We start from the raw sequence: 23,702 nt of genomic DNA, 5'->3' as shown, positions 1-23,702 counted from the left end.
TTTCCTTATACACTTAATATTTTACACTCTCTAATTTTTTGTAATAAATAGCCTTTTGCAACTTTTTATTGCAAGGTATAGCATTATAATATTTAATATTCATTTTTGTGTGTTATAGGTATTTTTTGTTATGTTACAAAGTATATTTATGTTAGGAATTATAGATATATTTTGTAATTCTTTCATTAAAAAAGATGGATAATTCGTTTAGGACATTGCTCCAATTTCTATAACGAGCTGTCCATCTTTTTGTTGCATTTATTGTTGCTAAATAAAGCATTTTCAATAATGCATCGTCATTTGGAAATGATGTTTTATTTTTTGTTGCTTTTCTATATTGCCTATTTAATGATTCTATTACATTTGTTGTGTACATTATTTTTCTTACATCATCGCCATAATCGAAATAAGGAGATATTGTTTCCCAATGTTTTTCCCAACTTTCTAATGCTAATTTGTATTTAGTCCATTTGTTTTCTTTCAAATCTTGTAAGTTTGAATAGGCAATATCTTTATTTGGTGCTTTATATACTTTTTTTAAATCATTAACAAGTTCTTTTCTATCTTTGTAACTAACATATTTTAATGTATTTCTTATTTGATGTATTATACATCTTTGTACTATAGTATCTGGGAAAGCAGTTTTTATTGCTTGTGGGAAACCTGTTAATCCATCTACAGAAGCTATTAATATATCTTTTATTCCTCTATTTTTTAAATCATTTAATACTCTTAACCAAAATTTTGATGATTCTATTTCACCTATATATATACCAAGTACTTCTTTAAATCCATCTATATTTACACCAAGTACAACATATGCAGTCTTTTTTATTATTTCTCCATCATCTTTTACTTTAAACACTATTCCATCCATAAACATAAAAGTATATATTTCTTCTAAAGGTCTGCTTTGCCATTCTCTAATTTCAGGTAATATTTTATTAGTTATTTTACTTATCATTTCCGCTGATAATTCTACACCATATATGTCCTCTACGTTCTTTACTATATCTTTTGTGCTTAATCCTAAACCGTACATACCTATTATTCTACCTTCAATATCTGAGATATCTTTTTTATACTTTGGTACTATTTTAGGCTCATATTCACCTTTTCTATCTCTAGGTATTTTTAATTCCATTTCTCCAACACTTGTTCTTACTCTTTTTGAACTGTACCCATTTCTAGAATTATCTGTTTTCTTGTTTTCTTTATCGTATTTCCCATAACCTAATTCATCTTCTAATTCTGCTTCTAACATCCCTTGTATTAACGGTCCCACTAATTCTTTTATCTTTTCATATACATCTTTTATTGTGTTTACCTCTGGATCCCTTGCTATTAATCTTGCTAATTTTTCAATGTTGCTTTCTTCTTTTTCTTCTTTTTTCCTTCTTTCCATTTTAAAAACCTCCTTCCTGGTTTTATTTTACCATCCCAAGAAGAAGGTTTTTCATTTTTTTATTTACACAAAATTTTTTATGGTCTCATTGAAAAATGGGCCAAAAAAATAAAACGCTGAATAAAACCACGTTTCAGGAAACATTAAGAGTTTGTTAATATTATAATCTCACCAATCTTTCTATAAGCATCCCTCCAATCAATCCAAAGATTTTATAAATTCTTCTGTTTCTTTTAATCTATAACTATGTTCATATTGACCATATAAGCTCTATGAGTTAATCTATCAATCATAGCTGCAGATAATACAGGATCATTAAATATTTCTTCCCACCAAAGGATAAATTAGTTGTTATTACAGTAGATTTTCTTGATGCTCTTAGAGATAATAAAGAAAATAATAATTCAGCACCTTCTTTATCAAAAGATATGTATCCTAATTCATCACATATTACAAGGTCATATTTTCCAAATTTACTTTGAAAAGCTCTCAAAGTTTTATTTGATCTAGATTCTTTTAATTGAGTTATTAATAATGGAATTGTCGTAAATAATACTTTAAATCCTTTCATACAAGCTTTCATACCAAGTCCTATTGCTATATGAGTTTTCCCTGTTCCAGGATTACCAGATAATATTACATTCTGATTTGTTTGTATAAATTCTAATGTAGATAATACTTTTAATTTTTTTCTTGCATCTTCTGGTAAATATTCTTTTTCTAAATCTTCTATATATTTTTTTTGTGAGAAATTTGCTGTTCTTATCCTGCTTTTTAATCTTGAATCTAATAATCTTTCATATTCTTTTTTTAATATCTCATACAAAAATAATTCATAACTTATCTCTGTATTATTTGCATCTTTTATATATTCTTTAAAATGTATTTTTAATTTTGATAACTTTAATTCTTTTGAATAAAACTCTATTTCTTCATATATTTTATTTTTGTTATTTTTCATGATTTGATCAGCTCTTTTAAATGCAACAATTGTTTTCTTGAATATTCTTCTATTGTTCCTTGATATTTATTTTTTTGATTATTATTAATTTTATTTTCATAGAGTATCTTTATTTTTGTAGCGCTTATATCTTTTGGACTTATACGTTCTAACTTTTCAATTGTTTCTTCAATATCATTTATTCTTAAATTATTTTTATACATATACTCTAATAAGTTTATGAATTCTTTTGGTTTTGTGGTAAAATAGTTATTGTAGATTTTTTTTATTTTTTGTGGGACCTGATGCAGAGCTAAACTACTATGCAATGCACCAGGTTTTCTTTTTAATAATGATAAATAATGATTTATTTCTATTTTCCACATATTATTACCATATAACCTTTTATGAGTAGCAATAGGTTTTTCATCATATATTATTATCTTTTCTGGATATAACTTAACCTTTAACCATTTATTAGTATATTCTACTGGTACCGAGTAATGACAGTTATTTAAAGTTATAGTTGAATATTTATCTACATAAACTTCTTTTATTATTGAATATTCATATTTTGGTGGTTTGCATATTAAATATTCTTTTTCTTCTTTTAACAACTTTAAAGGGCTAATGTTTGATGTGTTTTTCATATTTTCATTTAAATATTTGACTCTTGAACTCAAAAATTCATTTGCATCATCTATATTTTTAAATTTATCTTTTATTGAAAATGCTCTTTGTTTCAATACATTGACACTCTTTTCTACATGACCTTTTTCATTTGGTTTTCTCACATTACAAAACCTTATATCGAATTTATAATATAATGATAATTTAGTTAAATCATCTGTCAACTCTCTATCGTTATGCCCTACAAATTTTCTTATTGCAACTTTCATATTGTCATATACAATAGTTTTATTAATACCACCAATATGTTCAAAAAACCTTACGTGTGAATCTATAAAACTCTCCATATTTTGTTTTTCATACAATAACGCATATCTATAATTACTATATGCAAAAGTAAATACTGCCATTTGAAACTTTTTATTGATTCCATTTATTTCTAACTTAACTTCTCCCCAATCGAATTCAACAATTTCTCCAGGATTATATCTTTGTTTTATATAAGCCTCTTTAGTTCTTTTTGTATTAAATTTCTTTACAATATTATATATTGTTCCTATACTAATCTCATACCCTTCATCTCGAATAATTTCATACATTTGAGTAACTGGCATAGTTTGTTTTCTCAACCCTTTTTGCCTTTTTAATTCATTTGCTTTAACTAACTCTTCTATTTTAATTCTTAATTCTTCTGTGACTTTTCTGGGTTTTCTATTTGAAACTTTATATTTTGGTTTACCTGTTATAATTTCTATTATTTCTTCTTTACTCTTTTTACTTTCTACCTTTTCAAATTCTTTTAATGCATCTTCATATTCATTTATATATTTATTTACTGTTTTTCTGTTAATTCCTGTTTTTCTGCTTATCTCTGATTTGTTTTCTCTAAAATATAATATTATTATTTCTCTTTTTTGGCCCAATCTTATCATCCTTCCTTCAACTCCTCTCTTGTTCTCTGAGAAGAGTTTATCATATTTTTTCCTTCCTGGCCCATTTTTCAATTGTATTCCTGGCTTATTCTTCACTTGCAAAATACATGGTACCGAGCAGGATGGTTTTCTGCTCATGAGGAATTGAAACGCGGAGCATCTAACTTTATACTTCATGGTTATGAAAGTTATTATTCTACCTACGAGGAATTGAAACTTTGATGACATAGGTATTTTTGTTGCATATTTTCTTGTTATTATTCTACCATATACTAGTACCGAGCGGGATGGTTTTACGCTCTTGAGGAATTGAAACTAAAAGTCCATTGAGCCTATAACTATATCTTTATCTTTTGTTCTTATCCTACCATTTACTAGTACCGAGTGGGACGTTTTTCCACTCTTGAGGATTTTTTTTAAATTAAAATGCTTGATTTCTTTAAGATTTAGAAATCAAGCATTTATTTTATATTTTTTTACAAACTATCTTAGTAAAGTTTTCTTTTTTTATTATTAATATTTAATTTATAATTTTTTTATTTTTTCAACAGATAATTTTGTTGTTTTAGAAATAATTTCTATATCAACACCATTTTTTAATAGTTCTTTTGCTATTTTTTCTTCAGGAGTTAATTCAACATCTTTATCTAAATTACTAACAATTTCAACTTCTTTTTTATCAAAAGCTATTGAAACTTTTATTATATCATTTATTCCATAACTTTTTATCTCTTCTTCATACCTTTTTTCATTTATTTGATTTAGTCCATTTTTTGCACTGTCTTTTAAACTTTTATCTTCATCTCTATTGTACTTTTTAAACTCAATAATTATTCCCTTATCTGTTTTATCTTTTGGAATTAAAATAACATCTGCTCTTCCAAGTCCTGTTTCTCTATTACTCTTTATTATGTACTTTTCTTTTAAACCAACACTCATTCCAAGTATTAGTCCATGATAAAATCTTTCTGGTTCCTTTCCGCTAACATCAAAATAACTCAATGTGTTCATCGTTAAATCTTTAAATTGATCTGTAAAGGTTTTTATTCTTCCTACTTTTAGATTTAATAACATATTATCAAACTTTATTCTTTCTTCTTCAAGCATAGATACTACAGTTTTATTATAAAATATTTTTACTTCTTTATTTGGTATCTTTAAAGTATATCTTTCATAATCATGATTTATATTTTTTGTCCATTTTAAATATCCGCTGAATAAAAATAATGTCCATACAGACTCTTCTAAGTTGTTATTTAAGTCTCCATAAACCATAGTTTCATTTATTGTACTTTCAATTTCTTCACCATTTATTAGTTTTTCAATTTTATCTTTTAATTCAGCACTTCCTTGTTTTATTAATTGTTTAACCAAGAAATTTCCACTCGTATTCATCCAGTATGGACCTATTTTCCCTTTATTCTTTGCAAGAGTTACTATAGAAAAAGGATTGTAAATTTCAACACCGCCAAAGTTATAACCATTGTACCAATCTATAACTTCATTTTCTTCATATTCAAGTTCATAATACTTAAGTATTTTTTCTACTTCTTCTTTAGTTAAACCATACTTATTATTGAATAGTTCATTCAATACAGTAGAAACTTCTAAGTTATTCACACCAGTAAAGATACTTTCTTTGGAAACTCTTGTTATACCAGTAAGAACTGCTTTTTCAAGGTATACATTATCTTTTAATGCCATGCCAAATAAATTACCTATTAAAGATATTATTTCATCATAGTATCCATGTAAGTAAGCTTGTTGAATTGGAGTATCATATTCATCTATTAATATTATTACCTTTTTTCCATAGTATCTTTCCATATATTCAGATAAACTTCTTATAGAATTTTCATAATCAGCATCTAAAGCTTCTCTACCCATTATTTTATCATATATAATTTTTTCTTCATTATCTAAAACTTCTAAAACATACTTATGCTTTAAATACAACCTTGAAAGCTCCATGGTTAATAAAGCATGCATCTTTTTTAAGTTATTAGACTTTAAATCCTTAAAGGTGATGTATATAACAGGATGTTTATTCAAATGTTTTTCTATTATATTTTTTTCTTTATAAATCTTTAAGTTTTTAAAGAGGTATTCGTTATTTTGAGTAATATCAAAAAAGTACTTCATCATAGATTGACTGAGAGTTTTACCAAACCTTCTTGGTCTTGTTATTAATAGAACGTCTCCACTTTCAATAACTTCTTTGATTAACATGCTTTTATCTACAAAATACATATTGTCATCTATTAATGATTTAAAGTCACTTCTTCCTATTGGAAGCCTTTTTTTCATTTTCATCACCTCGTTTTACTTCTTTATATGTTATTATAACATAATTCATAAAATTATAAATATATACCAAAAAATAATAAATTTAATCAAATTTTTTATTATAATTAATTCATTTCACATGCTTTTTTAGAGTAATCTTTTAATGTATTATTTTTCCATATAAAATGATATTTAAAAATTTTATTTTCATATAGTATATCTTTTAAAAAAATAGGTATATTTTTTATTACTCCAATATTATCTTTATTTAAGATCCAATCTATTTTTTTCCAATCTAATATACCTTCCGGTGTTTTTAATGGTGTTTTTAATTCATAATTTTTATCAATTTCTGAAAAAAATATATACATTGGTTCATCTATAAACTTTATTTTATTATGTTCCCAAGTAACCATGCCATGATAAGATATATTTTTTACCTTTATTCCAGATTCTTCATAAATTTCTCTTATAGCACATTCTTCTGGTTTTTCATTTTCAATACCTTTTCCACCAAGAACATTCCACATTCCCATCCATACTTTTTTTTCTCTATTGAGCATTAGTATACTATCTTCTTTTTTTATAAAACACAGGGTTGTATATTTCATAATTCCTCCTTAAATTACTTGTTTTAATTTATAAAAATTATATCATATACCTTATATTTATAGTCAAAAAATTTTTTATTGTTTATATAGTTTTTATTGAAATAATTTGGATTAAATAAAGAACCTATCAAGTTTTGATAGGTTCTTTATTTAAAAGTTTAATTCATTTTAATTTTTCTATTATTTGATTTAATAAACTTTCTAACTCTTTGGAAGTCTCTTTTACTTTTATTAATAAGTTATCATTATTAGATTTATTATTGTATTCAAATTGTTTTGCATATTCATGTAATTTTTTATGAATAATTATTATTTTTTCCCATATTTCTTTTATGTTTTCTGGATAATTTTTAGAATTAACACCAATAAATAAACCAAACCCACATTTTTTAGGATTATCTTCTATTAATTTTATATTATTTTTTATTGATTCTTCAAATTTTTTAATCCATTCTTCATGACTCAATTTTGCTTTTTCAATTTCTTCAATAAAGTCATTTGTATTAAACATTTTAAATGCTGAGAACATATTAACTATGTTTAAAAGTTCATTACTTTCATTACTCACTCTTTCTACCATACTATAATTTCTTTCATTCATATATTGTTCTTTTTCAAATATAGAATTCATATCTAACTTCAATGAGTTAACTAATTCTGTTATATTTTGAGATGATGCTGATAATTCTTCAACTGCTGCCCCTTGTTCTTCAGCACTTGCAGCTAAATTATTAGAATAGTTTGAAATTTTTTCTACTGAATCTATTAATTCAAATAATTTATTTGCTGTTTTTTCATTAACCTTTGAAACTTCTTTTATATTTTTGGACATAGATACAACCATATCAGATGTTTCGTTAACCCCTGTCATAACTTCTTCTAAATTTTCCCTAATACTTTCTGAAGCATTTCTACTTTCCTCTGCTAATTTTCTAATCTCATCTGCTACTACTGCAAATCCTTTTCCTGCTTCTCCTGCTCTTGCTGCTTCTATGGCTGCATTTAAAGCTAATAAATTTGTTTGTTCAGAAATACTTGCTATTGTTTCAACAACTTCATTTATTACTTCCGCTTTTTCTGAAACGGATTTAACCTTAGTAACTATTGGTGTCATATTTGAAGATATTGAATTTACAATTTCATTCATTTCATTTAAATCTACTTTACTATTTTCACTTACTTCACTTATTTCTGTTGCTACATTATTTAATTCAACTGCTGTATTTGCTAAATTTTGTATATTATCAGATATTTCTTGTGTACTTGCATCTTGTTGTTCTATATATTCCGTAACATTATTTAAAGAATTCATGTTTTTTGATAAAGATTTGTCCATATCTTCAAAGTTGTATCTAAAAATTTCTAATTCTTTTGTTATTGAATTAAATTGAAGTATATTATTTCTAAATTTACTAAAAAAGTTTATTAAAGATTTTCTAAATGTATTTATAAATTTATTAAAAAATAAAGATACTTCTCCTATTTCGTCTTTTGATTTAACTTCAATATTTATTATTAAGTCTCCTTCATTTTGTGATAGTTCTTTTAATTTATTTCTAACTGTATATAATGGTTTTATAGTATATAAAAAATAAATAAATGTTCCAAATAATAATATTGAAATTATTATTATTCCACTTTCTATTAAAAGTTTTAATTGTATTATTTTATTTTCAAATTCATTTGTTTGTTTATTTACTAAAGTTTGTACTATTTTTTCTAATTCATTAAATGAATTTAATGCAGGAGAATCGTCAATTTTTATAATAGAATCAATTTTTTCAATAGATTCATTATTCTTTTTCAATGTAACTGCATAATCTAAATTTTCACCATATTTTTTAAATGTATTTTCTATAATATCTAGATACTTTATTTCTTCTTGACTAATATCTTTCAATAATTTATATTCTTTAAAACTTTCCATTACCTTTTCTTGTTTATTTTTAAATGATTGAATATATTTATCTTTTCCACGTAATATATAATTTTTGAATAAATGAATAGCTCCACCATATCCAAATTGTTCTTTTATATCAGATATGAGTTCAGATCTTTTTGTTACAGTATTTGTATAATTATCCCATTTTTTATTCAAACTATTTGTTTCTGAAATCATAAATATAGTTATTAATACAAAAAGAATAACTGAAAAAATCATAATTATCATAAGCTTTTTCTTAATACTCATATATATTCCTCCCTTTTTATAATATTGTATATTAATAATTATATCATATTAATATTAAACAAGAAGAGCAAATTTTGCCCTTCTTGTTTTGGGAGTTTTTATTTTTTTAGGTAGTCAAGTATTTCATTTAAGTTTGGTTGTTCTTTTATTGGATAAACCTTTACAAATTCAACTATTCCATTTTCATCTATTAAAATATTTGCTCTTTCTGAAAATCCTAATTCTTCATTAAAGATTCCATAATTTTTTGCAACTTCTCCATGTGGCCAAAAATCTGTTACTAACTGTAAATTTTTTAACATCATTTGATCAGCCCATGCTTTTTTTGCAAATTGTGAATCTACACTAAATCCTAATGGTATCACATTTAATTTTTCTAATTCTTTATATTTTATATCTAAGTTTTTCATTTGTGTTTCACAAACTCCTGTAAATGCTAACGGGTGAAATGATAATAAAACTTTTTTTCCTTTATAATTTGACAACTTCACTTCATTTCCGTTATGATCTTTAACATTAAAGTCTATTGCTTTTTCTCCTACTTTTATCATTTTTAAAAACCTCCTTAAAATATGAAACTTTATTTATCGTATTTAAAGTATACGATATTTTTATTTAACGAATATGTCGTTTATGTAATTTTTTAAATATATTTTTTTCTAAATTCTGTTTTTATATTAATTTGGTTATTTTTAATAAAAGTGTTGCAAAAAATTTATTTACAAATCTTAATTTCTATGGTATAATTGTTATGTAAGTTTAAACAATCTGAGTTTTCAGGTTGTTTTTTTTATTTAATTTTAATAAAATAAAACCCTACACAAATTTTGTGTAGGGTTATTTATCTTTTTTTAGTTCATCTTTAAATCCCATTGTATTTCTTATTAGAAATTCGCTTTCTCTCCATTTTTTCTTAACTTTAACGTGTAAGTCGAGAAATACTTTTTCTTCAAACATTTCTTGTATATCTAGTCTTGCAAGTTTTCCTATTTCTTTTATCATTTTACCACTTTTTCCTATTATTATTCCTTTTTGTGAGTCTCTTTCAACATATATTGTTGCTCTAACATATAACATTCCATTTTCTCTTGTTTTAAGGTCTTCTACTACTATTCCTGTTGAGTGTGGTATTTCTTGTTCCGTTAGTCTAAAAACTTTTTCTCTTATCAATTCTGATATTATAAATCTTGATGGTTTATCTGATATCATGTCTTCTGGATAGTACATTGGTCCTTTTGATAAGTTTTCAACTATTGTTTTTTCTAATTCGTCTATATTTGTTCCTTTTATTGCTGATGTGTATATTGTTTTTATTTTATTCAATTCTTTAAATTTTTCTTCTGTTTCTTTTAATATTTTTTCATCTTTTATTTGATCTATTTTATTTATGATTAGTATTGTTGGTATTCTTGATTTTGATATTATTTCTGCAACGTGCATGTCGGATTTTCTTATTCCATCTGTTGGATCAACTACAAAAAGTATTAGGTCTACTCCACGCAATGCTCCTACCGCTATTTCAACCATGTATTCTCCAAGTTTATGAAGTGGTTTATGTATTCCTGGTGTGTCTACAAATACTATTTGATAGTCTTTTTCTGTTAGTATACAGTTTATCTTATTTCTTGTTGTTTGTGGTTTGTTTGAGGTTATTACTATTTTTTGTTTCATTAGTGCATTTATTAGTGTAGATTTTCCAACATTTGGTTTTCCTGCAAAGGCTACAAATCCACTTTTAAAGTTTTCCATTTTTTCCTCCATTATTTCTTTATATCTTTTTCATTTCTTCTAATAGTACTTTTGTTGCTCTACAATCATCTTCATTATAGTCTAATATTGTTTGCATTATTTTTGTTTCGCCTTTTAAATATCTATTGTATTCTATTATTACTGCAAATCCATTCAATTTTGTTCTCCAATTGAAGTTATAATATTTGCTTATATCTTTTAAAGAGTATGAAGTTACTGGAAATGAGTAGTTTTTTAGTATTACTTCATATATATCCATTGCATTTTTTATTAATTTATCTATTTTTTTCTTGTATTCTGGTATTTCTTTTGATATTCTTGCAAGTGCCATTACATCGTGTTTATCATAATGTACGAGTTGTTTATTTTCCTTTGTTAAATAATCTATCATTTTTTTCATCTTTTTTCTATCTTTTTTAGTAAAAACAAATGGTATATATTCATCATTGTTTAAAAATCCAAATAAAAAATCTAAGCTATAATATGATTCAACATCAAAGATTATATAACTATTTGGTAATTTAAATGGTTTTATCTTTAATGGTTCATTTTTTAATAATGATTTTAAGTTGTATAATTTTTTTCTATGTTGTGGAAATTTTTCTATTTGATTTGATTTTATAATATCTACTGGATCTATTTCCATTTCTTCAAAATCTGATATCATTTTTTTATTTATTGATGGTACAACTAAATAATTTTTATTTTTAAAAAATTCAGCATGGCATTGTTCTTTTTTTATACAAAATTTGCAGTGTGATCCTGGTTCTTTTTCTTTTGTTTTTAATTTTAGTATATCTTTTTTTATCCATTTTTCTTTGTTTAATATCTCAATTTTTTTTATTGGTTTTTTTCTGTTTTCAAGCTCAAGTATAATTTCTTCAAGTTTCTTATTTTGTTGCTCAAAGTACTTATACACTGCATAAATATGTATCCAGTGTGATTGTCTCATATTTTTTCCAGCTCTAATTATTACAGCTTTATTTTCTTCAACATTTTCATAATTTGCTTCTATTTCAACATCTTCAATCTTTACCCTAAAATAAGTACCCGGTCTTTTATAACCGGGAACAAATTCTGGGCATTTTTTTAAATTCTCAAAGTAGAGAACATCCATTGTAACACCCTTTTCTTTTTTTATTTTTTTAATTAAATTTTTCAAAATTTTTGATTATAGTAGAAATTGAAGAGTCTTTTTTATTTATTAAATAGTCTAATAGTGCTAATTCTAACATATCCCATACTGTATTTGTGTTTTCATTGGATACATTTTTATTTAATAAAGTCAATTTATCTATATATTTTATACATTCTTGACATTCATTAAATTTAGATAGTATTTCTTCTTCTTTCATGTCTATTATTGTTTTAAAATTTTTAAAAATTTCTTTTAATTTTTTATCTTCAACTTCTTCTATAAATAATCCCATCATTCCTTTACTAACTTGTGAAAAAGATAATTGTTTACCATTACTCAATAAATTTTTTTTCATTAGTAAATTTAATATAAGCCATAAAAATTTTTTTTCATTTTCTGTTTTTAATTTGTTTGAAAGTTTTATATAACTACTTAAATCTATTGAAAACATTATCATCTTTCCAGCAGAAACAAAGTGTACTTTAAAAATGCTGTCTTTATTATTAGATATTAATTTTACATCTTCTTTTATTGTTTTTACATTTTTTATTATCTTTTTAAATGATTCTATGTAGTCTTCTCTTAAGGTTTTAATTTTTTCAAATTCCATACTTATAACATCTACTTCTCCACTTTCAAGAAAAAATTCTGTATAACCATTAAAACCTTCCCAATTATCTGGTAAATCTAAGTATTCTGCTTCATATTTAACGCCTAAGTATTCTGATATTTCTTCATTTATTTTTAAAGTTTTATCATTATCTACCTTTTCTCCAGCCCATGCTTCTAATACTCTATCAAAGTCTATTAATATGGCCATTCCTTTTCCATATTCAGAAGAACTACCTTTGAATACTATTATAGAAGGATATGAAAGCCCTTTTATTTCTTCTACTGAAGAAAAAACAACACTTTTATCTACTTCTTTTAACTTTTTTAAAAATTCCATACAATCACCTTTTATTGATAAAGTTTTGAAACATCACCTATATCCTTAAACATTTCTGATATAGTTTTTAAAAATCCCAATCTATTCAATCTTATACTTTCATCTTTATCCATAACAAATATATTATCAAAATAGGTATCAATCGCTTCCTTCAAGTTAATCAATTTTTCCATTGCACCTTCGTAATCTAAAATTTTTATTTTATCTTCTAATTGAGCTTTTGTTTCCAAGTATTTTTCAAATAAGTTTTTTTCGACTTCTTCCACAAAAAGTCTTCCCTGATATTCTGTAGAGTTATGTTTTTTTGATATATTATTAACTCTTTGAAAGGCTGTTATAAATTCCTTAAATTCTTTTGAATCTGAATATTTTAAAAGGGCTTTTGCAGAAATTATAGCTCTTAATGGTTTATTGTAATTAGTTATCACACTTGATAAAATATCTGGTTTTATCCCTTCTTTCAAAAGTATTGTTTCAAATCTTGATTTAAAGAAATCTTCTAATTTATTTTCATCATATTCAAGATTTAAAATTTCTGATGCTTTTTTTACTATATTTTTTATATCTATGTCCCAATCATTTTCTATTATTATTCTAAATACTCCAAAAGATTTTCTTCTAAGTGCAAATGGATCCTTTGAACCACTTGGTATTTTTCCTATTCCAAAGTAACCAACTATGTCATCTATTCTATCTGCAAGAGATACTATATCTGAAACTATATTTTTTGTTACTTTATCGTTTTCTTCAATTGGATGATAATGTTCTTCTGCTGTTAAATAAATATTTTCTGTTTCACCTTTGTTTTTTAAGTATATTCTTCCCATTATTCCTTGCATTTCTGGAAATTCATATACTACATTTGATGGTATATCTATCTTAGATAGTTTTGCCGCTCTTTTTATTTCTTTAACTTCTTTTATTTTTAATTCATTTGCTATAAATTCTGAAAGCTTTTCTATTCTTTCAACTTTTTCTTTGTAATTTCCTATCCCTTTTTGATATGTTATTTTTTCAAGAGATTTTAAGTTATCTTCTATACTTACTTTAAGATCATCTTCATAATAAAATGCAGCATCATCGAGTCTTGCATTTATTACTCTTGAATATCCTTTTATTATATTTTCTTCTCTTCCTATTCCATCTTGAAATGATATATATTTATTTTCATCTTTTACTACAAAACTTCTTTGATGATGTTTTACAGTTACTTCTATTATTTCATAAGGTAATTTCATATATTTTTCATTAAAGGTTCCTATTACTCCTGTTGGATATTCTGTTAATTCAGCTATTTCAATTATTAAATCTTCGTCTTGTTCTATTTTTATGTTATTTTTTTCTTTTAATTGTTGTAAATCATTTTTTATTTTTTGTACTCTTTCTTCAAAGTTTGCTATTACATAATTATTTTTTAGCTCTTCAAAGTATTTTTCTATTTCTTTTAATTCTATTTTACCTCCAAAAAACCTATGTCCATATGTAATATTAGATGCTTTTTTCCCAAATATTTCAAAGTCTAATATTTCCTTATTATACATTCCAAGAATCCAATGGACTGGTCTTACAAATTCATAATCTCCATTTCCCCATTTCATAGATTTTTTAAATTTAATAGACTTTATTATTTTTGGAAGATTTTCTTCAAAAAGTTTTTTTGTTGTTTTTCCTTTTCTTTCTATTTTAATAAATACGTATTCATTTCCTTTAAATTCTTTTATTATTATATCTTTTTCTGTTGCTTTTGCACCTTTTAAAAATCCTAATAGTGCCTTTGTTGGTTCTCCATTTTCATTGTAAGCTACACTTTTTGCAGGTCCTTTTCTTTCTTCTACTTTATCTGGTTGTGAATCAGATAATCCAGTTATATATGATCCAAATCTTCTTGGAGATATAAATATATTAATTTTTTCATATTTTAAATTGTTTTCTTTTAAGAATTTTTCTATGTTTTCATTTAATTGTTTTTTGATATTTTTATATTCACTTGATGGAAGTTCTTCCATACCTATTTCAAATAATAGTTTATTCATTTTTCATCTCCTCCAATATACGAAGAAGCACATTTTTTAGACATTTCTCTTATATCTAATATATATTTTTGTCTTTCATTTACACTTATTGCATTTCTTGCATCTAAAAGATTAAATGTATGTGCTGTTTTTATTAAATATTCATATGCTGGAAAGTATAGATTTTTTTCTATTAATCTATTAAATTCTTCTCTATACATTTCATATAGTTTGTACAACATTTCTGTGTTTGCAACTTCAAAGTTATATGTTGAAAATTGTCTTTCATTTTCTTTATATAACTTTCCATACTTCGTATCTTCATTCCAATTTGATTCATATACATTTTCTATATTTTGTAAGTACATTGCTATTCTTTCAATACCATAAGTTATTTCAACTGGAATAGGTTTTAATGAAACTCCTCCCATTTGTTGAAAGTATGTAAATTGAGTTATTTCCATACCGTCCATCCATACTTCCCATCCTACACCCCAAGCTCCAAGTGTAGGTGATTCCCAGTTATCTTCTACAAACCTTATATCATGTTCCTTAGGATTAATTCCTAATGATTCAAGTGATTCTAAATATATTTCTTGTATATTTTCTGGTGATGGTTTTATAATTACTTGATATTGATAAAATCTTTGCATTCTATTTGGATTTTCTCCATATCTTCCATCTGTTGGTCTTCTACATGGTTGTACAAAAGCAACTTTCCATGGTTCTTCACCAAGTACTCTAAAGAAAGTAGAAGAATGGTATGTACCAGCTCCCATTTCCATATCATATGGTTGATCTATCACACAACCTTTTTCAGACCAAAATTTATTTAAATTCATTATTAGTTCTTGTATTTTCAAGTTAATAACCTCCGATTATTCAAGTGAAATCAATAATGGATAGTGTTGTTGTCCACCTTGATGTATTTCTATTTCAACATCATGATTTTTTTCCATTATTTTATTTGCCATTTTTTGTACATCTTTTTCTTTTGCTTCATCTCCATAGAATATAGTTATTATTTCATAACCTTCTTCTATTAAATTTAATAAAATATTTTGTGTTTCTTTATACATATTTTTTCCATGAGCACTCAATTCTTTACCTGTAAATATTAAATATTCTCCTTTTTTTACTGGTTCTCCATTTATTTCAGAGTCTCTAACTGCATAAGTAACTTGAATTGGTACTATTGATTTCATATATTCTTCCATTGATGTCTTCAATTCTTCTTTTTCTAAGTCATCTTGAAATCCCAACAATGATGAAACTCCTTCTTGAATATATTTAGTTGGTAAAACAATTATTTCTTTTTCTGTCATTTCTGCTGCTTTTTCTGCAGTCATTATTATATTGGGATTGTTTGGCAATAATATTATTTTTTCATATGGAATTTCTTCTATAGCATCTGTTATATCTTTAACACTTGGATTCATTGTTTGTCCACCAAATATAACTTTACTTACACCTAAACTTTTAAATATTTCTGAAATTCCTTTACCAGGTGAAACTGCTACAATTCCCCAATTTCTTTCTGGATAGCTTTCTTCTTTTTTTGTTTTTTTAGTTTCTACAACATGTTCATGTTGTATTTTCATATTGTCTACTTTTACTTTTAAAAATTCACCATATTCAAGAAATTTTTCGAAAACAGTTCCTGGATGATTAGTATGTATGTGTGTTTTTAAAAACTCTCCTTGATGAACTGATACTATTGAATCTCCCATTTCTTCAAGAAATGCTCTTAATTCTTCCAATTCTTTTTTTGATATTTCTTCATTTTTTAATTTTAATACACATTCTGTACAGTATTGATACTTTAATTCTTCATATGCTATATTAGAAATTTCTGCAGAATCTGCTTTTTCTAATTTTTCAATATTAACTTCTGTATCTCCATGTATTGCATCTGTTATTCCTTTAAATATATAATAAACACCTTTAGCTCCTGCATCAACTACATTTGCTTCTCTTAATTTTTTTAAGTATTTTGGTGTTTCTTCTACTATTTCATAGGCTATTTTCATCATTTTTTCAGTAAAAATTAAAAAATCTTTTTCATCTGCTAATTCTTTTTCTGATCTTTCTGCTAATTTTCTTATTAGTGTAAGCATAGTTCCTTCAACTGGTTTTATAACAGCTTGATATGCAACTTCTTTTGCATTTTTTAAAGCTTCTATAAAATCTTTTGTTGTTATTCTTTTTTTAGTTTCAAGAGACTCTGTAAATCCTCTAAAAATTTGTGAAAGTATAACTCCAGAATTACCTCTTGCTCCCATTAAAAGTCCATCTCTTAAAATTTTTAATACTTCTTTTGGATTGTTTGGATCTTTTACTTTATCCATCCAATCACATGCTTCAAGCATTGCTGCACTCATGTTTGAACCTGTATCTCCATCTGGGACTGGAAAAACATTTAATGCATTTATTTCATCTCTATTTTTTACTAATTCTTCAGCCGCTTTTTTTACCCCAATATATATATCTTTACCTTCAAGAATTCTCTTCAACAAACTCACCCTTTCTTAAAACTTTAACCCAGCTATATTTACATTAACAATGACATCGTCAAAATTTAACATGGATTCTATTCTATGATAAACATTTTCTTGTGTATTTTCAGCTACTTTTTTTACTGGAAGACCATATTCCAATACCAAATCTAAATTAACAATAATTCTTCCTTCTTCTTCTAAAACATTAACTCCTTTTGTTTCTTCTCTTGTCAAAAGATTAGCTATTTTGTCAAAAAAACCTTGTTTTCCAGTATCTACAGTACCATAAGATTCTAAAACAGCTTTATATACTATATCTTGAATTACTTCAGATTTAATATTAACTGATCCAAATTCAGTTTGAACTACCATAGCTCACACCTCCATATATTATACACTATTTTTTAAAATTGCAGACATATACCCTACAACACTAGAATAATCATAAGTAACATCTCCACTTGTAGTATGTCCAAGTATGTTCACATCTTTAAATTCTAAATTTAATAAAATACCTACAGCTCCATATCCACACATTGTTATATCATTTGTTTCAATTTGTATATATAAATCCTCAACATCTTTCTGTTCAATTGCTTTAATTATTTTTAAATCTTTTTCATAAGTTATTTCTTGTTTTTCATAGTGATTCAAATCAGTAGAGGCTATTATTAAGTCACCTTTTTTCAAAAGTGGTTTTAAAACTTTTGCAATATTTTTTACAGTTAAAAAACTTTGATCTTTTAAGGTTATGGGTACTATACTAAAATTATCTTTTAATACATACTGTAAAAATGGTAATTGAACTTCAAGACTATGTTCATAATAATGTGCTGATATATCATTATTTATATTAAGTGTTTCTATTATTTTTTTTGCTATTTTAGTATCAACTTTTATTTTTCCATATGGAGTTTCCCAACTACCTTCATCGTATATTGAAATATTACTTCCTATTCCACTATGATTTGGTCCTATTAAAAACACTCTTTTAAAATTAGAAGTATTAAAAATTTTTTTATAAGCTAAAGCTGCTATTTTTCCAGAATAAATATACCCAGCATGAGGAACTATTATTCCTATTGGTTCGGAATATTTATTGCACAATTTTATATTATCATAATAAAAATTCATTAATTCATTTAATTTTTCAATATTTTGGGGATAAAAACTTCCAGAAAATCTTGCTCTTCTAATCATTTTTATTCCTCCGGTTTGTTCATAGCTTGAACATTTAATAATATTATCATATCAAATTTTGTATTTGTAAGTTCATTTGTAGAAAATAAAATTCCAATAGCTGGTATATCTTTTAAAAATGGTATTCCTATTTTTTTATTTATACTTTTTTCAAATGACATAGATCCAATCTTTATAAATCCACCATTTGTTGTTTTTAAAATTGTTTTTATACTTCTTTCATCTACAATATTTTTATCTTGATCTTTCATTTCACTTATGCTCAAATTTATCTTTGTTTCTATCATATTTGTTATTCTATCTAACTTTCCAATAATATTTAATTTAAATCCAGATTCAATTTTGGATATTACTTTATTTTCTGTATCCATTATTGGAACTGATAATACTGAATTCATTTCAGAAGTTTCATTTTCATTTACATATATTATTGGATTTGAAATTAAAAAAAACTCACTTTTTGTATCTTTTAAATTTGAAAAATTCATTTTTGCCATTAAGTATAAATCTTTTGTACTAATACTTTTAATATTATTTCCAGTTAAAACATATATTCTATATTTTAATAATTTTTTATCTTGAAAAAATCTTATTGTATTCTTATCAATATAATTATACAATATTCCTTTAGAAATTGAACATTTTAATATATTATTAAAAGTAAGATCATAATCATTTACACTAACTTCTATATCTTTAAAATCACATATAGTATTTATCTTTTCCATTTTTGCCAAGTAGTTTATTAATTTTTTTAGTGAAACATTTCCATTCAAAGTATCAACTTTTAAAGTTTGAATAATTTGTTTTAAAATTTCTTCTTTATCTTTTGTATATTTAATTATATAAATATTATTTTCTATTTTTTCAAATTTTATATTTTCCTTCAACAATATTTTATCAAAAATATTATTAATTTTAGAGGGTATTATTAACAATTTGTTTAATATTTTGTCTTTTTCTTCTTTTTTTTCTATGTTTTTCACTTTTTCTTTTATAGTTTTTTTACTTTTTTCTAATTTTTTTAATTTTTCTTCCAATTTTAAAAAGTTATTTATATCATTTGTTTTTCCGTTTATTATAAAAACATCATTGCTTTTAACACAATTTAATCCATAAAAATTAGTAATGTTTTTTAAATCATACTTTGAACTTAAAATAATTGTTGTACTTTCATTAGTAATTGTATTTTTTATATTTGTTTCATTATGTTTTTTTAAGTTATTTAAAATATAAAAAAAAGATTCAATATCTTTATACTCTATTTTAACAACATAATTATTTTTTAATTCAACAACTTTAATATTGAATAATTTTTTTAAAGGAATAATTGTTATATTTTTATCTATAATTAAATATTTTATTTTATTTTCATTCTCATTTTTTATCAACTGTTTAGAATTTATTATTAACGGCATAGTATCTTGCATATCCAAAATTTTTTTACTTAAAATAACTGTATTTTTATTAAAAAAAATAGTATTTATACTATAAATATTTTTTAATATTCTTATAAAATCTTCTATTCTAAATTCTTTTGTAGAAATTGATATATCTTTATCTGGTATAATATCTGTTTTTATCCAATTCCAATTCATATAATCTGTAAAAATCTTAAATAAATCTTTTAATTTTATTTTTTCAAAATAGACTTTATCTACATTTAATAACTTACTAGAAGGAAAGTATACTTTGTTATTTTCAATATTTATTGTAGTTGGTATCAATGTTTTTATTGTAATTATATTATCTTTAGTTTTTATTTCAGAAATAATCCCTCTTTTTACTTTAATTGTTTTTTCTTCAAAATTTTTATTAATAATTATCTTATGAATAGTTTTTGAAAAAGATGATTTAACTATTAAGTTTGTATTTTTTTCAAAAATAATTACATTATTATTATTTTCATACTCCAAATTAAAAGCATTCATTATAATAACAAAAAAAATAAAAATTATTAAAAAAAATTTTTTCACAATATCACCTCAAAAGAATTGTCTATTGTTAATAATAATATTCCATCTTCAAATATTTCTATTATTTTTCTATTTCCTAATTTATCTCCTTTATATACTTTAATTATTTCTTTATTAAAGTATATATAAGCTTCTTTTTTATTTTGTGTTTTTATATATCCTGAAAATGATGCATCAAATCTTTTAAATGTATCTTTTAATTTCCAAATTGTATTAAAGTTTATTTTTATTACATTCAAAAATTTTGTATTTAATTTTGTATTTAATTTTGTATAATTTTCATTTTTTATTTTTGTATAATTAAACCCTGGATAAAATTTTTGTATTTTTATATTATATTCTTTTTCAATATTTAAAAGAGAAAAGTTTTCTCTTTTAATATCTATATTTTTTATTAATACATTAGTATTTAAAATATTGCTTAATAACAACTTAGTTTCTTGATAATTTAATACTCCATTTTTTAAATCAAAATCTTTTATAGTATATTCTTTTTCTTTTGGTTTAAAATTAAATGTATTTAAAAAAATATATATAAAAAAAAGAAAAACTATAATTAAAAGTTTAATTTTCATTTTAATCTCCTTCAAAAATATCAAGTATTGCGTATCCATAACCATCAAATTCTAATCTTGATATTTCTTTTATTGCATATTTTCCCATTATTTTTTTTCCATACTCCATTCTTAAAATAACTCTTGCTTGTAACTTAATCCCACTATAATTAAAAGTTATTAATTTTGCATCTATTTTATTTAAATAATCAAAAAATTCGCTAAGTCTTTTTTTTTGATTTTGAACTAAATTAGAATATTGATTATAATCATTTGTTTCTTGTTTTTCTTTTTTTAGCTCATAATTAAACTTTGTAAAAAGATTTATTCCTGATTTTATATTTATAAAAATTAAAAATATTATGAAAACACTAAAAAAAATATTTATTCCTTTTCTTAAATAAGATTTGATTTTAAAAATATCCTTTGCATTATCTTTAAAATTTTTAACTGAAAGATTTTGTATATTCTCTATATTATTTTTATCATTTTTAAAAACTAAAAAATTATTATCTTCTTTTACAACAGTATATATTCCAAATTCTGTTTTAAAAGTTCCTTCTTTTTTTAAAAAATATAAAATGATTTGTATTGGAATAAATTCATCATAAACATAATCAAATTTATGCTTTAAATACTCTTTTTTAGAACAAATAAAATATTCATTTTTATCTAATTCAAAAAAAACAATTTTTTTATTAATTATTTCATCAAAATACTGTTTTTTTAATTCAAATTCTCCTTTAAAAGGTTTTATAAATCCATCAATATCTCCTATACATACTTTATTTTTTTTAATAGTCATTTTTAGTTATAGCTCCTGTAACTGGAATTAAGTTCAATAATTTTTTATTTTTATCATCTTCAAAAAAACCTCCAGAAGATGCATATTTTCCATCAACAAATGAAACTCTTTTTAAAATTCCTGAATTAAATTTAAAGTTATAATTTAAAATACCAAAACCATTATTTAAATAAACTGAACCTACAAATGCAGAACTTTTATCATAACTATTAGTTAATGATGTAATTCTTAAATTTAAAATCATTTCTGTAATCATTGCTTTATTTGAAAGTTCATCAAAATAATCATATAACTTTGAACTTATAAAAAAACTCGTTGCTCCAAAAAAAATTATTTCTATTAAAAGATATATAATTATTTCAAAACTTAAAAAACCTGATTTATAATTCACTCAAATCAACTCCATTTAAAAAAATATTGGTATATAGTTCATATGTAAGTGAAGCTACTATTATTGAAAGAATTAACAAAAAAAATGGTTCTATTAACTTATAAACTTTATCAACAAATAAAGTAAATTTTTGATAAAAAAATTTTTCCAAATAATTAAATAACTCTTTGCTATTACCTGTTTTTTCAGTTAAAGAAAATGCTAAAGCAAATTCAGGTATATCTTTTATTTCAGAAAAAGCATTTATAATATCAAATCCAGATTCAAGCATTACAGCAATGTTAGTAAATTTTAATGCTAAATAATTTGAGTTTATATTTGATATAACAATATTAAAAGCATAATATAAAGATAATCCATTATGTATTAAAAGATTTATATCTCTTGAAAACTTATAAAATAAATAATTTTTATAAAAGTTCTTTAAAAAAGGTATTTTTGAAACATAAATATCATTCTTTTTTGATAAAATAAAAATAATAAAAAAAGATAAATTTAGAAATAAAAAAGATACCAACATAAAGGTTGAAAATCTAAAAGTTATAGTAGTATTTAAAAGTAAAGAAATTTTAGGTAGAAAATAAAGTTTTAAAAAGGTTAATAAAAATAAGATAGAAGTTAAAACCATGAAAGGATATAATGTAGATTTACTCAATGTTGAACGTGTAAGTTCAACATTTTCATAATAATTAGATAAAGACTTAAGAACATTTATAAAAGAAGATTTATTCTTACATATGCTGATACTATAAATAAAATAATCATCATATTCTTTAAAAGTAAAGGATGTTTTTAAATCAGAACCTTTTCTAAGAATCAAATAACTTTTAAACAATACTCCACGCAGTAAACTATCAACTTCATTATTCATAATAACAAAAGATAAGGCATCCAATAAAGATACACCAGAATCTAAAAGTATATATAAATTACTAGTTAAAAATTTCATTGAAGATGTTGATAAAACTTTTGAACCAAAAATTAAATTAACAACTTTAATGTTTATAATCTTAAAATCATAACTTAAAAACCCAAAGAATTCTTGATCATTTTTTCCTATAAAATAAGTTTTATAAGAGGTTTTTAAAAGTTTATCATAAACAAAAACCTCGTAAAGCTTTTTCAAATCACTCACTCCTCAATTATCAACAAAAATTAGTTCAAAAACAATAAGCTATAAAAAGCATCTATAAAAATAAAAAGATAACTTATCAACCAAAATAACAACTAAGTTATAAACGAAAATGTTTATAAAAAAATAACAACCAAGTTATAAACGAAAATGTTTATAAAATAACAACTAAAATAACTTTTCAACATAAACCTTTATATACAAAGGTATTAAAAAAAATTATCAACATAAACCTGTTCAAAAAAATTTTGTAAGTCGATAAAGTATCGACGGATAAAAATAGTATGAAAAAATAAAAAAGAG

At 23.5% G+C, this 23,702-nt stretch carries 19 protein-coding genes and 1 pseudogene; all 20 read right to left on the bottom strand.

Translation table 11 applies throughout. The features are described from left to right. Positions 1-151 precede the first annotated feature (151 nt). Positions 152-1,405, bottom strand: a complete 1,254-nt coding sequence (locus tag IGS63_RS02720) for an IS256 family transposase (RefSeq protein WP_232521277.1) — start codon at positions 1,403-1,405, stop codon at positions 152-154. Positions 1,406-1,603: 198 nt separating this feature from the next. Further along, positions 1,604-2,366, bottom strand: a pseudogene (istB, locus tag IGS63_RS02715) (IS21-like element helper ATPase IstB). Then, complete coding sequence (istA, locus tag IGS63_RS02710) at positions 2,363-3,907, bottom strand: IS21 family transposase (RefSeq protein ID WP_190614534.1); 1,545 nt, start codon at positions 3,905-3,907, stop codon at positions 2,363-2,365. The pseudogene istB and the gene istA overlap by 4 nt, the downstream one beginning before the upstream one ends. 525 nt (positions 3,908-4,432) lie before the next feature. Beyond that, entirely contained in the window at positions 4,433-6,214 is a 1,782-nt protein-coding gene (locus tag IGS63_RS02705) for an AAA family ATPase (RefSeq protein WP_232521275.1), read from the bottom strand. A 104-nt stretch (positions 6,215-6,318) separates the two neighbouring features. Continuing rightward, positions 6,319-6,804: an NUDIX hydrolase gene (locus tag IGS63_RS02700; protein WP_190615501.1), complete on the bottom strand. Its 486-nt coding sequence runs from the start codon at positions 6,802-6,804 to the stop codon at positions 6,319-6,321. Between the two features lie 163 nt (positions 6,805-6,967). After that, positions 6,968-8,995, bottom strand: a complete 2,028-nt coding sequence (locus IGS63_RS02695) for a methyl-accepting chemotaxis protein (RefSeq protein ID WP_190615500.1) — start codon at positions 8,993-8,995, stop codon at positions 6,968-6,970. A 98-nt stretch (positions 8,996-9,093) separates the two neighbouring features. Further along, positions 9,094-9,546 carry a peroxiredoxin gene (locus IGS63_RS02690; RefSeq protein ID WP_190615499.1) on the bottom strand — a complete coding sequence of 151 codons (453 nt, stop codon included), beginning with the start codon at positions 9,544-9,546 and terminating at the stop codon, positions 9,094-9,096. Between the two features lie 286 nt (positions 9,547-9,832). Further along, the gene (era, locus tag IGS63_RS02685; RefSeq protein WP_190615498.1) at positions 9,833-10,744 is read right to left on the bottom strand and encodes a GTPase Era; all 912 of its coding nucleotides are present in this window, start codon (positions 10,742-10,744) and stop codon (positions 9,833-9,835) included. Positions 10,745-10,763: 19 nt separating this feature from the next. Then, complete coding sequence (locus IGS63_RS02680; protein ID WP_190615497.1) at positions 10,764-11,861, bottom strand: TM0106 family RecB-like putative nuclease; 1,098 nt, start codon at positions 11,859-11,861, stop codon at positions 10,764-10,766. Positions 11,862-11,889: 28 nt separating this feature from the next. Continuing rightward, positions 11,890-12,831, bottom strand: coding sequence for a hypothetical protein (locus tag IGS63_RS02675; RefSeq protein WP_190615496.1), 942 nt, complete (start codon positions 12,829-12,831; stop codon positions 11,890-11,892). Positions 12,832-12,842: 11 nt separating this feature from the next. Further along, positions 12,843-14,864, bottom strand: coding sequence for a glycine--tRNA ligase subunit beta (glyS, locus tag IGS63_RS02670; RefSeq protein WP_190615495.1), 2,022 nt, complete (start codon positions 14,862-14,864; stop codon positions 12,843-12,845). Beyond that, positions 14,861-15,706: a glycine--tRNA ligase subunit alpha gene (locus tag IGS63_RS02665; protein WP_190615494.1), complete on the bottom strand. Its 846-nt coding sequence runs from the start codon at positions 15,704-15,706 to the stop codon at positions 14,861-14,863. The genes glyS and IGS63_RS02665 overlap by 4 nt, the downstream gene beginning before the upstream one ends. Before the next feature lie 15 nt (positions 15,707-15,721). Beyond that, positions 15,722-17,359, bottom strand: a complete 1,638-nt coding sequence (locus IGS63_RS02660) for a DAK2 domain-containing protein (RefSeq protein ID WP_232521272.1) — start codon at positions 17,357-17,359, stop codon at positions 15,722-15,724. 12 nt (positions 17,360-17,371) lie between these two features. Next, positions 17,372-17,713 carry an Asp23/Gls24 family envelope stress response protein gene (locus IGS63_RS02655; protein ID WP_190615493.1) on the bottom strand — a complete coding sequence of 114 codons (342 nt, stop codon included), beginning with the start codon at positions 17,711-17,713 and terminating at the stop codon, positions 17,372-17,374. A gap of 18 nt (positions 17,714-17,731) precedes the next feature. After that, entirely contained in the window at positions 17,732-18,541 is an 810-nt protein-coding gene (gene amrB / locus IGS63_RS02650; RefSeq protein ID WP_190615492.1) for an AmmeMemoRadiSam system protein B, read from the bottom strand. A gap of 2 nt (positions 18,542-18,543) precedes the next feature. Continuing rightward, positions 18,544-20,517, bottom strand: a complete 1,974-nt coding sequence (locus IGS63_RS02645) for a hypothetical protein (RefSeq protein ID WP_190615491.1) — start codon at positions 20,515-20,517, stop codon at positions 18,544-18,546. Further along, positions 20,514-21,092, bottom strand: a complete 579-nt coding sequence (locus tag IGS63_RS02640) for a hypothetical protein (protein WP_190615490.1) — start codon at positions 21,090-21,092, stop codon at positions 20,514-20,516. The genes IGS63_RS02645 and IGS63_RS02640 overlap by 4 nt, the downstream gene beginning before the upstream one ends. 1 nt (position 21,093) lies before the next feature. Beyond that, positions 21,094-21,876, bottom strand: coding sequence for a hypothetical protein (locus IGS63_RS02635; RefSeq protein WP_190615489.1), 783 nt, complete (start codon positions 21,874-21,876; stop codon positions 21,094-21,096). Then, on the bottom strand, positions 21,866-22,267 hold the full coding sequence (locus tag IGS63_RS02630; RefSeq protein ID WP_190615488.1) for a hypothetical protein: 402 nt from the start codon (positions 22,265-22,267) through the stop codon (positions 21,866-21,868). Before IGS63_RS02630 ends, IGS63_RS02635 begins: the two co-directional genes overlap by 11 nt. Next, complete coding sequence (locus IGS63_RS02625) at positions 22,257-23,393, bottom strand: type II secretion system F family protein (RefSeq protein WP_190615487.1); 1,137 nt, start codon at positions 23,391-23,393, stop codon at positions 22,257-22,259. The genes IGS63_RS02630 and IGS63_RS02625 overlap by 11 nt, the downstream gene beginning before the upstream one ends. Between the last annotated feature and the right edge of the window lie 309 nt (positions 23,394-23,702).

The organism is Tepiditoga spiralis, from assembly GCF_014701195.1.
In the GTDB taxonomy this organism is placed as follows: Bacteria; Thermotogota; Thermotogae; order Petrotogales; family Petrotogaceae; genus Tepiditoga; species Tepiditoga spiralis.
This window is presented reverse-complemented; position numbering and strand designations above follow the sequence as displayed.

Excerpts from the sequence above, each read along its gene's own strand:
- IGS63_RS02675 (WP_190615496.1), bottom strand. The coding sequence starts at position 12,831 with ATGGAATTTTTAAAAAAGTTAAAAGAAGTAGATAAAAGTGTTGTTTTT.
- IGS63_RS02695 (WP_190615500.1), bottom strand. The coding sequence starts at position 8,995 with ATGAGTATTAAGAAAAAGCTTATGATAATTATGATTTTTTCAGTTATT.
- IGS63_RS02680 (WP_190615497.1), bottom strand. The coding sequence starts at position 11,861 with ATGGATGTTCTCTACTTTGAGAATTTAAAAAAATGCCCAGAATTTGTT.
- IGS63_RS02720 (WP_232521277.1), bottom strand. The coding sequence starts at position 1,405 with ATGGAAAGAAGGAAAAAAGAAGAAAAAGAAGAAAGCAACATTGAAAAA.
- IGS63_RS02705 (WP_232521275.1), bottom strand. The coding sequence starts at position 6,214 with ATGAAAAAAAGGCTTCCAATAGGAAGAAGTGACTTTAAATCATTAATA.
- IGS63_RS02700 (WP_190615501.1), bottom strand. The coding sequence starts at position 6,804 with ATGAAATATACAACCCTGTGTTTTATAAAAAAAGAAGATAGTATACTA.
- IGS63_RS02635 (WP_190615489.1), bottom strand. The coding sequence starts at position 21,876 with ATGACTATTAAAAAAAATAAAGTATGTATAGGAGATATTGATGGATTT.
- IGS63_RS02655 (WP_190615493.1), bottom strand. The coding sequence starts at position 17,713 with ATGGTAGTTCAAACTGAATTTGGATCAGTTAATATTAAATCTGAAGTA.
- IGS63_RS02640 (WP_190615490.1), bottom strand. The coding sequence starts at position 21,092 with ATGAAAATTAAACTTTTAATTATAGTTTTTCTTTTTTTTATATATATT.
- amrB (WP_190615492.1), bottom strand. The coding sequence starts at position 18,541 with ATGATTAGAAGAGCAAGATTTTCTGGAAGTTTTTATCCCCAAAATATT.
- istA (WP_190614534.1), bottom strand. The coding sequence starts at position 3,907 with ATGATAAGATTGGGCCAAAAAAGAGAAATAATAATATTATATTTTAGA.
- era (WP_190615498.1), bottom strand. The coding sequence starts at position 10,744 with ATGGAAAACTTTAAAAGTGGATTTGTAGCCTTTGCAGGAAAACCAAAT.
- IGS63_RS02690 (WP_190615499.1), bottom strand. The coding sequence starts at position 9,546 with ATGATAAAAGTAGGAGAAAAAGCAATAGACTTTAATGTTAAAGATCAT.
- glyS (WP_190615495.1), bottom strand. The coding sequence starts at position 14,864 with ATGAATAAACTATTATTTGAAATAGGTATGGAAGAACTTCCATCAAGT.